Below are 14,031 nucleotides of genomic sequence, written 5' to 3' on the forward strand. Positions count from 1 at the left end.
ATCCCGGGGCGCAATACCGCGCCCCGGGTCCGTTTTCCGCAATCCGCGTCCAACGCGGATTTTCTGCGTTTCCAAGAAACTGGTTCATCGCCATGGATTTATCTGATCGCCCCGCCGTTCTTGCCATGCAGGACGCCCATTTCCAAACAGCGGAGGGCTCAATCCTTCTTAAGGAAGTCTCCGTCACATTCCGGGCGCACAGCCTAACCGCGATTGTAGGCCATAACGGCTCTGGCAAATCCACGGCCCTTAAAATGCTGGCTGGGCTGAATAAACCGTCGGGGGGTAGAATCACTCTTTATGGTGAAGACATTGCAAGCTTTGACACACGCGGATCTGCAAAAAATGTCGCCTATCTGGCACAGGATCCCGGCGACGGCGCAGATTATACCGTCGAGGAACTGGTCGCTCTGGGACGATATCCCTGGCACGGACCATTTGGGCGATTAAAGGATCACGACAAACGGGCAATCGAACGTGCCATTGCTCTGACCGGGCTGGAACCATTACGTCAACGTGCCGTCTGCACCCTGTCTGGTGGAGAACGGCAACGTGCATGGATCGCAGTCACACTGGCCCAGCAAGCACCTTGTCTGCTTCTCGACGAGCCAATTTCAGCACTCGACCTTGCTCATCAATATGAAATCCTTCTTTTGCTTGAAGAACTCAGCAAGCAAGATGGTTTATGCATCATCGCCGTTTTGCACGATATCAATCTGGCTGCGCGCTTTGCCGATCAAATCGTTGCCTTGAAAGATGGCCATCTGATTGCGGATGGCCCCCCTCGAACCATTATGCAACCCGACATGCTGCGCGACATTTTCGGCATCGACATGCTTGTCCAGCCCCATCCAACCAATGGGCATCCTCTTGCCTTGGCCAATGTGTGACGGGACGAATTTCAATGCATAAACCAATCCCTTTATATTCACGCCGATCATTCCTGCGCCTTGTCACGCAGGCATCAATTATATCAGGGTGCGGTTACGCTTTATCCGGCCTGATGGCAAATACAACATCAGCGGCAATTCCCAAACGCATCGTGATCGCAGACGGCGCAATCAGCGAAACCGCACTGGCAATGGGGATTGTTCCCATAGCTATGGCCGATATTCCGGGTTATCGGGTATGGGTGCAGGAACCGGCAGTTCCGGACAGGGTCATTAACCTTGGCGCACGTTTTCAGCCAAACCTAGAACGTCTGGCACAGCTTAAACCTGATCTGATCCTGACCAGCAGCTTCTATGCCAATCAATATGCCAGCCTGCGTGATCTGGCACCGATTGAGAAGATCGACATTTACAGCAACAGCAAAACCCCGCTTTCAAATGCAATTGCCGCAGCACGCAAAATTGCCGACGTCACCGGTCACCCGACCGCCGCCGATAGACTGGTTGCGGAAACAACCGCGCGGATTGAACATGCTGCCCGACAACTTTCAACACCAAAAGCCCGTTCGGTATTGATTACAAGCATGCTGTCACCCCGACACATGCGCGTATTTGGCCGAAACAGCCTGATGCAGGATGTTATTGCGCAACTCCCCATCCAGAATGCCTGGACTGGTCCAACCAATCATTGGGGGTTTGCGACCGTTTCGATTGATCAGATCGCGCAATATACCGATGCCGCAATGATTGCCATCGAACCGGTGCCTGACAATGTTGATCGGGCAATTGATCACAGTCCCATTCTTTCCGAACTTTCACCGATCAAACGCTACGGGCTGATCAAAATGCCCCCGATTGCAACATTTGGTGGTCTGTTTGCCGCGGGTCGTTTTGCCGACTTGCTGGCAAAGTCGCTTACCCAAGCCACGCCGGAGAATGCCGAGGCGACATCATCATGACAACAACATTGCGTAACCACCCCGCATATCTGGGCGCCATACCGATGACGATTTTTATTGCAGCTTTGCTGCTAAGCGCCCTTTCACTGCATATCGAAACGGGAAGCCTGAACCCTGCAATAATTTTCGATCTTGCATCTGCGTCGGGTACACAATCCTTGTTGCTAACCCATGGCTGGGTGCCAAGGTTTTTGATCTCCCTTGTCGCCGGTGCAGGTTTGGCGACGGCCGGTGCACTGTTTCAGCACACCCTCAAAAACCCATTGGCGTCACCGTCCACACTTGGCCTTGCTGGTGGGGCAAAACTGTTTCTGACACTGGCAACACTGTATGTTCCCGGCGCACTTGTCATTGGCCACGATATCATTGCCCTGCTGGGTGCTTTAGTGGTCGGTATGTTGGTTTTTGCCTTGGCCCGACGTAGCGGTTTCTCGCCGTTGGTGGTGATCCTGACGGGTATGATCATTGGGCTTTATTGCGGGGCTGTGACCACCGCCCTTGCAATCATTCATCATGAATGGCTCAAAAGCCTGTTTATCTGGGGCAGTGGTGATCTTACTCAGGATGGCTGGTACATTTTGAATCCGCTGACCATCAAAGTCACAATCGGGATGGTCGTTGCAATCATGCTGGCCCGCCCGCTTGAGATGCTGAACCTGAATGATCATCAGGCAACGGCCCTTGGTGCATCACCGGCCCGACTGCGTATGCTGAGCCTTCTGATCGGCTGCTGGCTGACGGCAGTTACCGTTGCTGCCGTTGGTATTGTTGGCTTTGTTGGCTTGGCTGGTCCCGCGATCACACGCATGATCGGTATAAGACGCCTGCGCCACAAACTGATCGCATCTGCACTGTTTGGAGCTCTACTGCTTTGTGCCGCCGACCAAGGAGTTCAGGTCCTTTCGGGTCATATCGGAACTCTTGTTCCTGTAGGGGCTTTGACCGGTGTTTTCGGTGGGCCATTACTGATTATTCTCATAAGGCAACTACGTGCCAATTCCCCACCATCACGCAGCACAACAGTGATCCGGGCGAAGGACAGGGGCCGCCTGCAAAGTAGAATCCTCCTTGGAACACTTGTACTACTGGCCATCACGGGTGCGATACTCATCGGACGTGACGTAAATGGCTTCTGGCAGATTCAATGGGAAAATGATCTCCAAACTGTCTGGCCGTGGCGCGGACCCCGCATACTCGGTGCGTTGGCGGCAGGGACCATGCTGGCCATTGCCGGAACCGTTTTGCAACGCATGACAGCAAACCCGATGGCCAGCCCCGAAAGTCTGGGCGTCAGTGCCGGGGCGGCAATTGGCATGATCGCCATCATCTTTGCGATTGATGCACCATCTACATGGCTTCAGATTGCCGGGGCCGCAATTGGCGCATTCATGACACTGGTTGCGATTTTTGTCCTGACGCGGAAATCGGGATATGCACCGGAGCGCATTCTCATTGCCGGAATTGCGATCGGTGCATTATTTGATGGTTTCATTGCCTTTCTGATGGCAGGTGGCGATCCACGTGCCACACGCCTTCTGGCTTGGAGTTCGGGGTCCACTTACGGGTTGGGCTTTGACCGTGCCACTATTCTTGCAATCGTTGCTGTTGCTGCCCTGCCAATCCTGCCTGCGCTTGCACGCTGGCTTAATCTCTTTCCGCTAGGTCCCGTCACCACAAAGTCGCTGGGTGTGGACTTGTCAGTGTCGCGTGGCAGCATGTTGCTGTTCGCAGCCATTCTGACGGCCGCGGCAACATTACTGGTGGGGCCGCTCAGCTTTGCCGGCTTGATTGCCCCACATCTTGCGCGATTAGCCGGGTTCCGCCACGCGCTTTCACATGGCATCGGAGCTGCGTTTATCGGTGCGGCCCTGATGGTGAATGCCGACTGGCTTGGAAGGATGTTGTTCTTTCCGTGGGAAATACCTGCTGGCCTGATGGCTGCGATCATTGCCGGACCGGTTCTGGTTTGGCTTCTTATGCGTATCGGACAAACCTCATCATGATGTCAGCCCCCCACAATCAATCGAACCTGCCGCCGCGGCAGCCCTCCATCAACGGGACAGAAAGCAAACTGCTTTCAGAAATCAAGGCTCAGGTTTTTCAGGGACCCTATCAGGGGTTCGGCGAACGTCATCACGTTACTGCCGGCGCCAAGGCCGGTATTGACTGTTTTGATTTGCATGATCCCGAATGCCTTTCTCCGCTGCTGGATCACTATTGCAAGATGAAGTATCCCAATGATGATCGCCGGGCAGCAGTTTCCATGTGGTCGCAGTGGTATTTTGGGCTTCTTCTATCGCCTATGCTGGTCATGGGTGCCTGGGGTGAAGTTGTATTGCCGTTTCAGGCCGGCTTTGTCAGCATGAAGTCAGATGACGTCAATTGCCCGGTGGGGTTTGAATTAACCGACAGGCACGTTCGCCAAACGGTCACCGATCCTGTGACACCTTGTCCATGGGCACATTTTGATGATTTGATATCCATGCATCTCTCCCCCCTGATCACCTCGCTTTCGACCTCATCAAAGGTTTCCCCCAAGGTATTCTGGTCAAATGTTGGGGTGGTAATTGCCTATGTCGAAAAACACGTTCTCAAAGACAGCCGTATCTCGCTTGTGCCGCTGATCAGTGATGCAAAACGCCCCGACGGTATGCGCAACCCTCTGGCAAATCCATACAGCACCAAACAATCAGAAGATGGCAGCCTTTCCAGGCGTGTCTGTTGCCTGCGATATTTGCTCACCAGTGTCGAAATCTGTCCAACCTGCCCACTCGCAAAACTTTAGAAATTCGACAAGTACCCCGCATGACTGCTTTCACCGTCTGGAAATGCAGTTTTCCTTACTGAAAGTGATCAAGAAACCCGTCTCATGAATGAGGAGACGGGTTTGGCGTACCATCAGAGTGCCATCAAGCCCTGCTCAAAAACAAAAGATGTATCGACCTCACGGAGAGTGCGAAGCCACGTCCCGATTTTGCAAGTGACTATTAATTTCACTCACGAGCAAGCCAATGGAGACTATTGGAAAATGCACCTATCAAACCGACTTGAGCCGAAATCCTTTGAGCACAAACAGAGACACGAACTGCTGATCAAAACCCGGGACATTGAAGGAAAGCTGCGTCGCATTGCCCAATCCATCGTCAAATGCCCACATCTTGCAGATGATATTGTTCAGGATACCTATGCCAAACTTCTAACCATACAGATTGACGAGGAAGTCTCCACACCAAGCGCATTTATCACCCGCATTGTACGCAACATGGCCATTGACAAGGTTCGTCAGATGACATTTGAACGCCGCCTGTTTTCAGGCAGTGACCAAACCGAGTTCTGCCCGGCAGGTACTGCCAATTGTCCGGAAGCACGATTAAGCGGATGTCAGGCCCTGCGCGTCATTGAACACACCTTGCAGGAACTGCCGCCCCATGTTCGCAATGCTTTTTATCGCCACCGTGTCGATGGGTATGCGCAAAACGTCATTGCCAGGGATATCGGCGTTTCAAAGGCATCTGTCTGCGCCTATATTCATCTGGCCGATCAAAGTTGTCGCAAGGCCCTGCAAAATGCCGAACTGGTGCGTCCCGCCTGATTGGTAAGGAGGATCGGCGGCCGGGATAAAAAAATTTATCCCGGCCGCTTGCCATCAATTATCACACCATACTATCCCCACGCCTGAACCACAGCACCATCTGCCACGTGCGTCCCATCCGCAACCCAATCAACAATTGGCCGGTTTTGATCGAGATCGAACACATTCTGCCCCATCAGTGCATTGACGATCTTCGCACTGCGCCATGCCATCAGGCTTAGCTGTGGTTCAAAGATTCCCAGATCAATACGCCCGGCATTTTGAACGAAGATGCTACGATCAGCCGGGCCATCCCAACAGGCACGAAAATCCGCATCAAGCCGGTAGGCACCAGACACACCTTCTTCAAGACGTGCACGCAATGGTGCCATGAATTCCGGCAAGGCCGTTTCATATCCTGTTGCAAGGATCAGTGCATCGACATGGAAGAATTCAACATCCTGATTAAGGCCGTTGCGCGCCGCTATCCTGAAATCTTCCCCATCATGCTGAACCTGAAAGACCTCACGTTGCGGCAACAATCGCGCAATGACATTACCCTCATCAAGATATCTTTGCCGATAGATCAGTTGATAGATCGACTTCAATGTCGAAAGCGAAGCCCCGTCACTTGCCAGCTTCTGGCGCGACATAAGCTCCTGCTTGCGGCTATCGTGCAAGCTGGCAAAGATATCAGCATATCCGGGGGTAAAATATTCATTCACAAACGGCGTATCATCAAGTGGCTCAAAATTATCCCGCCGCGATAGCCAAAGGACTTCTTCCACATTCCCGTCATTTCCGCCAAGCAGATACTCCACAAGCTCCGCCCCGCTCTGACCTCCGCCGATTACCGCGACCCGTTTGCCATGCAAATCAGGCAATCGCGATTTTGCCTGGCTTGTATGGAAACATTTCTCAACCGGCAGATGACGTGCCCAACCGGGCACAAAAGCAGGCTTTCCGATGCCAATTGCAAGATTGCGCGTCACATAGGTGCCATTGTCTGAACGCACCTGGAAGTCATTGCCGTCAAATTCGACTTCCCGCACCGCATTATTGAACTCAAGCCCGTCAAGATGATCCGCAACCCATTTCAGATAGGCTGCAAACTCCCGGCGTGGTACGGCTACAAAATCGGCATTCATGAAATCAAGCATACGTTTCTGGCTGACCATATAGGACAGAAACGACCATTTGCTTGTCGGGTTGGTAAGGGTCACAAGATCCTTCAGGAAGGATGTCTGAAGTTCAACCCCCGGCAGCATCATGTCGGGATGCCAGGTAAACTCGGCCTTTTGTTCCAGAAATGCAGATTTCACATTGCGAACGTCATCAAGTTGTGCCGCAAGACTAAGGTTGAAAGGACCAATCCCAATCCCGACCAGATCCAGCTTATCCATCTTCTGAGTCCTTCTAATTGCCTGAAAATTCGGAGCTGACTGTCTGCTCAAACGCACGTTGCAAACGTCGTCCAAACAGTCTGTGAAATGCAGGGTCGCCAATGATGGTTAAATGGTCTGTGCCAGGAATGTGTTCTGGTTGCTCGGCCCGACGTGACAGGGCCTGCCAGTCAATGAGATCAAGGTCCCGACTTACGGTATCACCTGCCAGCCAGGATGCGATTGGTGCGTCATAGGGAAGAAGTTCATGGCGCCGAAAGACAAGGGCATTATCAATCAGCACCCAAAAAGTGTGCTCCCGTGTCCCAATTCCCGGCCCGTCTGTTGGCAAGCCGAACTCGCTTTTGCCAACGAAATGAACAAACTGAGCATAGGCAAGCTCATCCATCAGCGCCAAAAGGCGTTCCCATTCCTCGCGCATTGCCGTTTGCTGCAGCCATTGGCGAATGCGGCTTTCGATCTCGGCACGCTCCCCCGGTTGGAATTTTGGCCGGGCATTCAGATCAAAATCATCATCCATGTCACAAACATCGACCATGCCGATCAGACGCAGATCAATATCGCTGCCCAACATCCGGGCCGCTTCATAGGCAAGCAAGCCTCCCCATGACCAGCCGAGAAATGCACAGGATCGCCCTTTTGCCTCACGATGTACGATCTCGGCATAGCGTGCGCTAATATCTGATACAGAAACGTCAAGTTCCTGACTGCCTGAAAGCGAATGGCACATGAACCCCACAGCCGATTGATCCGCACCAAGGCTTTTAACCAGTTTCATATATTCACGCGTGCTGACCAGAAGCCCCGGAAAACAATAAAGAACGGGCTGCTCTGGCCTGCCTTTCTGCAAATGCACAATGTCTGCACCCGGTTTGCATTCCGGTTCAAAAAGCGCAGTCAAAAAGGTTCGGACTGTGGGGAAATTGAAAAGATCGGTGATTTCAGCATTTCTATCCGGGAACTGTTCACGAATTTTTCCCAGCACCCGAAGAGCGGTGATCGAGTTTCCCCCGATTTCAAAAAAATTATCGCTAACGCCAATGTCATCAAGTCCCAATGCCGATTTCCAGATCGCAAGCACAGCGATCTCATCATCATTTGCAGGAAGCGTTATCGTACCTTCCCGACGTGGCAGAGGAAGCTGTCCCTTGTCGACCTTGTGATTGGCATTAAGCGGAAGCATCGTCATCTCAATGATGTAACCGGGCACCATTGAACTTGGTAAAAGCTGCTGCAAGCGCGCGCGAACTGAGCGGGTATCAACCGATGCACCTGATCGCGGAACCACATAGGCAATCAGTTCAAGCCGGGATGCAACATTCGCTGCGATAACCACACAGTTGGCGACATCATCGAAACCACGCAGGATCGTTTCAATTTCCGCTGGTTCAATCCGATGACCGCGGATTTTGACCTGATCATCGACACGCCCGGCAAACTGGATCATGCCGTCTGGCAAGAAACGCCCCAAATCACCGGTGCGATACATCCGCGCGTCATCGGCAAGCGCAAATTTGTCATAAACAAAAAGGCTGTCGGTCTTTTCCGGCAAATTGTTATAGCCGCGTGCCACACAATATCCACCAAGATGGATTTCACCGATCTCGCCATCGGCAACCGGATTGCCATCACCGTCAAGGATATAGGCCCAACGATCACCAACCGGACGCCCGATCGGGGCGGTCACTGTCTCACAAAGCTGATCCTGATTAACCCGCCATAACATTGGGGTCATCACCGTTTCGGTCGGGCCGTAACCATTGATCAGATAGCGTGAATTGATCGCACGAGCGATGCGATTGAAGGTTTCTTTTGGCATTGCCTCGCCACCAAAAGAACAAAGCGTCAGATCAAGTGTCTGTTCCTTTTCTCGTAACCAGCCGGCCAATTCATGAACGTAGCTTGTCGGAAACGATGCATGCGTAACGCCGTGATTGCGGATCGCACCGACCGTGTCTTCGGGTGTCCAGAGAAGCTGATCTGGCAACAGAATGCTACCCCCGGCCATCAGCGGGACAATCCATCGTTCGTGGCCACCGTCCGAAGAAAAAGGAAGAAATGGAAGTTCCCGTGATGTTTCATCCATAAGATAGAGCGGACCAGTCGCGTTCAGATGATCAACGAGAGGACCATGATCAACCATCACGCCCTTTGGCTTTCCTGTCGAACCAGATGTGTAGATGACATAGGCTAATTGATCTGCGCTTGGTGTTGCAGCTTCAAACCGGACTTCCTCTGTCCCGACATCTTCAACCAGAACGGCTTCAAGATCATGGTTGCCCAAGCTTGCCAAACTATCGCGGCTGGTTACGGCGAAGCGCGCACCGCAATCAGATAGCACATGCCGGTTGCGGGTTGCGGGATGCTGTGGGTCCACCGGAACAAACGCACCACCTGACTTCCAGACCCCCAGAATGGCCGCAATCGCCATCGCCGACTTCGGCAAAACAACAACAACAACGTCACCACCCCCAACACCCCTTGCCACAAGCGCATGTGCAATCGCGTCCGAGGTTTGCTTCAAACGTTTGCGCGACCAGTCATCGTTCGTCGCCAGAATGACTGTCCGGTCCGGATCGCTTTGGCAAAAACGGTCAATGACTTCATGTGGATACCCCGTCATGGGCCAAGGGGCCTCTGCCCAAGGTAATCCATTCGCGATCAAGTGCGGGGCTGACTTGGAAAAGGGCTTTGTAGCCAAATCAAAAGAAGCGGCAGATACCGCCTGAGAACCGTTCATGGTCGTCTCCATGCTGACAAAGCAATTATTGCATTTGCAGGGGAGACGATCCGTTGGGATGTAAATTCAGTTTTTTCTGCACGCAAACGCAAAAAAGATCACTGAACTTCCTGTCCTCTCACTCGTCCGGACTAGAGCAAGATAATCGGCCCCGATGGGCTGGTACCATGGAAAAAAGGAGTTCCGGACATGAATGTCATGACACAAGAAAGCCCAACACAATCCTCAATGAAAACATTTCAGGTCAAACACTTCCAGCAGGGGGGCAGGCGGCATTCCGTAGTCGAAGGTGGGCACCTGCACCTGTCTGGCGAAAACGAGAATCACGACTTTTATTTTACACTGACATCAAATCAGATCGTCCTTGATGATATCGCCAGTATGACTTTATGTGTTCTTGACCAATATGGTTTGGCTGCTTTGGCCGAGGCGCTTTTTGCCGTTCATCCTGCACGCTATGAAATCCGTCTTCCCAATCAACTTGATCCTGACTGGCTTAGCCAGATGGCCCGAAGTGGATTGATTACTCACACTGCAGGCGACAATACCATCTATTCAGGTGACCTATACCAACTGTCTCTTAACTGGCTGGGGCACCCTGAAAGGAATAGCTTTCCGCTACGCTACACCTCAACGAATGGCCGTCGCCATCCGCTTCGTCGGCCAAGCGCACACCAGACGCTCTATTCCCGCCATATTCCATGGATCAATAAAACGATCCGTTTTGAACGAGCTGATCCAACGCGCCACCTTGGGTATTTCCATAAATGGATGAATGACCCACGCGTAGATGTTTTCTGGGAAGAATCTGGCACGGAAGCAAAGCATCAGGCCTTCCTTGAAAACCGGCTGAATGATCCACGGACGGAACCACTTATCGGATTTTTTGATGATGCACCTTTCGGGTATTTCGAACTCTATTGGGCCCAGGAAGACCGGCTGGGCGAACACTACACGGCGGAGGATTTTGATCGTGGCTGGCATGTTGCAATCGGCGAGGAAGCCTTTCGCGGCAAGGAATACCTTACAGCGTGGTTGCCATCACTGATGCATTATATGTTCCTTGATGATCCTCGCACCCAGCGGATCGTTGGCGAGCCCGACGCTGGTCATGATCAGCAAATCCGCAATCTTTTACGTTCAGGTTTTGCCGGTCTCAAACAGGTTCGCTTCCCGCACAAGACATCTCTTTTGGTGATGCTACTGCGTGAACGGTTCTTTGATGACCGCCTTTATGTTCCGGACTTTGTTCGTAACGAGGATATATCCTGATGCGCAAACGTGAACTTCCGGACCTGAATGATCCTGCGATCATGCGTTTGATCCTGCGACTGGCCTTGCCTTCTGTGGCGGGGCTTTCGATCAATGCGATAAATCAGGTCGTCGATGCCTTTTTTGTCTCGCATTATGCGCTCAGTGCCATGGCTGGCGTAACGCTCTCCATCCCGTGCTTCATGCTTGTCGGTGCCATTGGCCATGGATTGGGTATCACGGCCTCAACCGAAATTGGTCGCGCACTTGGTCACGGAAATGCAAATAATGCAACCCGTGCGGCTTCACTCGCATTGGCGCTGGCGATCATATTCGGGATTGTCGTTGCGGCCCTGATCTTCCTCTTTCATGTTCCGATCCTGCATATCCTTGGTGCAAGCGGCAATGTCTTTGGTGAAGCTGCTATCTATATGCGCATCCTTGGTGCCTGTGCCGTCCTTGTACTTTTGCAGATCGTATGTGATTTCATTGCAATCGGCGAAGGCAACAGCCGGTTCTCCATGTACACCCTGATCGGATCATTTGGTCTGAACATGACCTTGGATCCGGTCCTGATTTTCGGTTTTGACATGGGCGTTGCCGGTGCAGCCTGGGCAACCGTTATCTCACAGATCGCTGCCCTTGGGGCATATCTCTATTACTTCCGGAAACGTCTGGGCCGTGTGTACCCAGCGTTATCGGCTCTTCGTCAACTGAAATGGCGGCCTGCCCTTTATCCTTTCGCAAAGCTCGGCATACCGGCTAGCTCGACGACTGTACTTGCATCCGTTTGCTTTGCCATTTTGATGCAGGCGGCAAACGTTCATGGAACCGAGGATGAACTGGCCGGACTGGCCATTTCTCTTCGCATCGTGCTGCTGGCAATCCTGCCAATCATCGGCTTTTGCCTTGGAGCACAACCGATCCTGAGTTATGCGGCCGGTGCCTATAATCAAAATCGCTTTGATGCCGTTTTCAAAGGGATCGTTCTTTATTGCACCGGTTTTTCGTTAAGCTGTGCCCTTATTGCATTTCTGTTTGGTGATCTACTGATCACTACATTTGTTGATCGTGCAGATCTTGTCGAATTTGGAGGGCATCTGCTTGATATTCTCGCCATCCAGATCGCCTGCATCGGGATTTACCAACCAATGGTGTCGCGGTTTCAGGCCGCCAACAATGCCCGGCACGCCGCGATGGTAAGCATGGCCCCACAAGGTTACATCCAGATCCCACTCGCCATCCTTTTACCAATGGCCGTCGGGTTTGATGGAATTGTCATGGCACCGGCACTTGCCGCTGTGCTGACGACCCTGCTTGCGGTTTTCCTTACCTTTTCGGGGCTCAGATCACTTCCCATCAAGGAGCTTTCATCATGAATGAACTGCCCGTAAAACCATTGAGTATACATCAGGGCGAAACACGGCATTTGGGTACGCATGACCCAAACTATGAACGACATTTCCGTGCTGTTTCTCAACCGATTTATCAAACATCCCTTTTCGCATTTCGTGATTTTGACGACATGGCAAATGCCTATGCCGGGAATCCGGGTGGACCAATCTATGCCCGTGGCGACAACCCGACTGTCATGGCGTTCGAGCGCGAAATCGCCAAGCTGGAGAATACCGAAGCCTCCCGGGCGTTTGCCAGTGGGATGGGTGCTATCAGCGCAACGGTCATGGCTCTTGTTGCGCCAGGTGATCGAATTGTGACTGTCCATAATGTCTATTCGGATGCCTATCGCCTGTTTGAAACGATGCTCAGGCCAATGGGGGTCAAGATTGACTATGTCGATGGCAAAGATACCGATGCCGTTATTGCCGCTATTACGGATGCAAGGTTACTGTTTCTGGAAAGCCCGACATCGCTCACCTTCGAGTTACAGGACCTTGAAAAACTCGCTACTGCTGCCAGAACAAACGATGTCATTACGGTCATTGATAATTCTTGGGCGACACCTGTTTTTCAAAAACCTGCGGATCACGGCATTGACCTTGTCATTCATGCCGCATCAAAATTCCTGTCAGGGCATAGCGATACCGTTGCAGGCGTTGTTACAGGACGACAATCATTGATCGACCGTATCAATGCATCGACCTTCCCCTATCTTGGTGCAAAGCTTGCCCCGTTTGAAGCATGGCTTCTTTTGCGTGGGCTTGATACCCTCGAACTGCGCATGCAAAGGCACGCCCTGAACGGAGAATATCTGGCCAGAAATCTTGCCGTGCATCCACAGGTTTCATCCGTGCTTTATTCCGGTTTCAGTGACCACCCCGGAAGTAAAACCCTGCACGGTCATTCCAGCCTGTTTTCGATCATTCTTGATGACGCCGTTGATATCCGGACTTTTAGCAACGCACTTCGAATATTTCGCCTGGGTGTCAGTTGGGGCGGCCCTGAAAGCCTTGTCGTGCCTGCGGCTGCAGTACTTCATCAGAAATACGATGTCAGCGCGTTCCGTCACTTCAAACTCAACCCGCAACTTGTCCGCCTCTACGGCGGGCTTGAGAACCCCGAAGACCTGCTTGCCGACCTCAAACAGGCAATTGCCGTCGGTCTGAAACGGTAGACGCAGGCTTTTCGGAACGACCAAAAGAAAGGGCGCCAAGACGGCGCCCTTTTCGTTCTTTGCCAAACAGACAGAACTAACTGCTGCTCACCGAGACCTCAATCCGTCGCGATCCGGGTCGGGCCAACAACGCCAATATCCGTTCAAGCGGGCCACGCGATGCCACCCTGAACCAGATTTGAGCAAACAGAACCCATCCCAGATACATCGCCAATGAAATCCACAGGCAATCGATCAAACTGACCTGATTGTGCAGTCCGGCACCATATCCGAAAAACACAATCCCCATAACCAGCGACATGCCAAGATAGATGGTCAGTGACATACGCCCTGCCGGCGCAATGAATGATGTCAAACCGGCACATGATTTCGACATGAAGGCCCGCATCGCCAGCGATACCAGCACAAGAGACAGCAGCACAGCGAACAACGGGCGCAAAATCAGGGTCATCATAAAGAAGCGTTCTGGCTCTGCTGATGCTGGCAAGGCAGCCAACACGCCATAAACCGCGCTACCCAGAATTGCCGGGATGATCGCAAACGATGCAATCAAGCGCAACCTGGCAATCAGAACATCAAATCCAAGTGCATCACAATATCGCGCTGCTGCCAACCCGCCGCACATCGCTGCCGCCACCAACAGGT

General features: G+C 52.4%; 11 protein-coding genes (1 of these 11 only partly in view). 8 read left to right on the forward strand and 3 right to left on the reverse strand.

What is annotated here, in order from left to right:
* Positions 1–125 precede the first annotated feature (125 nt).
* The 5 genes from LG297_RS12705 to LG297_RS12725 all read left to right on the forward strand — a co-directional run bounded on the left by LG297_RS12705 (position 126) and on the right by LG297_RS12725 (position 5,441).
* Positions 126–890, forward strand: a complete 765-nt coding sequence (locus LG297_RS12705; RefSeq protein WP_404420782.1) for an ABC transporter ATP-binding protein — start codon at positions 126–128, stop codon at positions 888–890.
* A 113-nt stretch (positions 891–1,003) separates the two neighbouring features.
* Entirely contained in the window at positions 1,004–1,849 is an 846-nt protein-coding gene (locus tag LG297_RS12710; RefSeq protein ID WP_404420784.1) for an ABC transporter substrate-binding protein, read from the forward strand.
* Between the two features lie 44 nt (positions 1,850–1,893).
* A complete protein-coding gene (fhuB, locus tag LG297_RS12715) occupies positions 1,894–3,852 on the forward strand; it encodes a Fe(3+)-hydroxamate ABC transporter permease FhuB (RefSeq protein WP_404420786.1) in 1,959 nt (652 codons plus the stop codon).
* Positions 3,816–4,634 (forward strand): siderophore-iron reductase FhuF, encoded by an 819-nt coding sequence (gene fhuF / locus LG297_RS12720; RefSeq protein WP_404420788.1) that lies wholly within the window; start codon positions 3,816–3,818, stop codon positions 4,632–4,634. The genes fhuB and fhuF overlap by 37 nt, the downstream gene beginning before the upstream one ends.
* A gap of 84 nt (positions 4,635–4,718) precedes the next feature.
* Positions 4,719–5,441, forward strand: coding sequence for a sigma-70 family RNA polymerase sigma factor (locus LG297_RS12725; RefSeq protein ID WP_404420790.1), 723 nt, complete (start codon positions 4,719–4,721; stop codon positions 5,439–5,441).
* A gap of 71 nt (positions 5,442–5,512) precedes the next feature.
* Here the strand turns inward: LG297_RS12725 and LG297_RS12730 are convergent, their stop codons facing one another.
* Together LG297_RS12730 and LG297_RS12735 are read right to left on the reverse strand one after the other, a co-directional pair.
* Positions 5,513–6,823, reverse strand: coding sequence for a lysine N(6)-hydroxylase/L-ornithine N(5)-oxygenase family protein (locus tag LG297_RS12730; RefSeq protein WP_404420792.1), 1,311 nt, complete (start codon positions 6,821–6,823; stop codon positions 5,513–5,515).
* A gap of 13 nt (positions 6,824–6,836) precedes the next feature.
* A complete protein-coding gene (locus tag LG297_RS12735) occupies positions 6,837–9,446 on the reverse strand; it encodes an amino acid adenylation domain-containing protein (RefSeq protein ID WP_404420794.1) in 2,610 nt (869 codons plus the stop codon).
* Between the two features lie 306 nt (positions 9,447–9,752).
* Between LG297_RS12735 and LG297_RS12740 the strand changes: the two genes are divergently transcribed.
* From LG297_RS12740 to LG297_RS12750, 3 genes are read left to right on the forward strand one after another with little or no spacing between them, the layout of a single operon-like run.
* Positions 9,753–10,835 (forward strand): GNAT family N-acetyltransferase, encoded by a 1,083-nt coding sequence (locus tag LG297_RS12740; protein WP_404420796.1) that lies wholly within the window; start codon positions 9,753–9,755, stop codon positions 10,833–10,835.
* The gene (locus tag LG297_RS12745) at positions 10,835–12,193 is read left to right on the forward strand and encodes an MATE family efflux transporter (RefSeq protein WP_404420798.1); all 1,359 of its coding nucleotides are present in this window, start codon (positions 10,835–10,837) and stop codon (positions 12,191–12,193) included. Before LG297_RS12740 ends, LG297_RS12745 begins: the two co-directional genes overlap by 1 nt.
* Positions 12,190–13,386 (forward strand): aminotransferase class I/II-fold pyridoxal phosphate-dependent enzyme, encoded by a 1,197-nt coding sequence (locus LG297_RS12750; protein WP_404420800.1) that lies wholly within the window; start codon positions 12,190–12,192, stop codon positions 13,384–13,386. Before LG297_RS12745 ends, LG297_RS12750 begins: the two co-directional genes overlap by 4 nt.
* Positions 13,387–13,462: 76 nt before the next feature.
* Here the strand turns inward: LG297_RS12750 and LG297_RS12755 are convergent, their stop codons facing one another.
* Positions 13,463–14,031 carry the end of a DUF418 domain-containing protein gene (locus LG297_RS12755; protein WP_404420802.1) on the reverse strand. Its footprint extends 598 nt past the window's final position, so only the last 569 of its 1,167 coding nucleotides appear in the window; its start codon lies off the right edge, out of view; it ends in the stop codon at positions 13,463–13,465.

Origin of the sequence: Thalassospira australica, assembly GCF_044790785.1 — a bacterium.
In the GTDB taxonomy this organism is placed as follows: Bacteria; Pseudomonadota; Alphaproteobacteria; order Rhodospirillales; family Thalassospiraceae; genus Thalassospira; species Thalassospira australica_A.

Excerpts from the sequence above, each read along its gene's own strand:
- LG297_RS12705 (WP_404420782.1), top strand. The coding sequence starts at position 126 with ATGCAGGACGCCCATTTCCAAACAGCGGAGGGCTCAATCCTTCTTAAG.
- LG297_RS12745 (WP_404420798.1), top strand. The coding sequence starts at position 10,835 with ATGCGCAAACGTGAACTTCCGGACCTGAATGATCCTGCGATCATGCGT.
- LG297_RS12740 (WP_404420796.1), top strand. The coding sequence starts at position 9,753 with ATGAATGTCATGACACAAGAAAGCCCAACACAATCCTCAATGAAAACA.
- LG297_RS12725 (WP_404420790.1), top strand. The coding sequence starts at position 4,719 with ATGAATGAGGAGACGGGTTTGGCGTACCATCAGAGTGCCATCAAGCCC.
- LG297_RS12750 (WP_404420800.1), top strand. The coding sequence starts at position 12,190 with ATGAATGAACTGCCCGTAAAACCATTGAGTATACATCAGGGCGAAACA.
- LG297_RS12735 (WP_404420794.1), bottom strand. The coding sequence starts at position 9,446 with ATGACGGGGTATCCACATGAAGTCATTGACCGTTTTTGCCAAAGCGAT.
- LG297_RS12710 (WP_404420784.1), top strand. The coding sequence starts at position 1,004 with ATGGCAAATACAACATCAGCGGCAATTCCCAAACGCATCGTGATCGCA.
- LG297_RS12730 (WP_404420792.1), bottom strand. The coding sequence starts at position 6,823 with ATGGATAAGCTGGATCTGGTCGGGATTGGGATTGGTCCTTTCAACCTT.
- fhuB (WP_404420786.1), top strand. The coding sequence starts at position 1,894 with ATGACGATTTTTATTGCAGCTTTGCTGCTAAGCGCCCTTTCACTGCAT.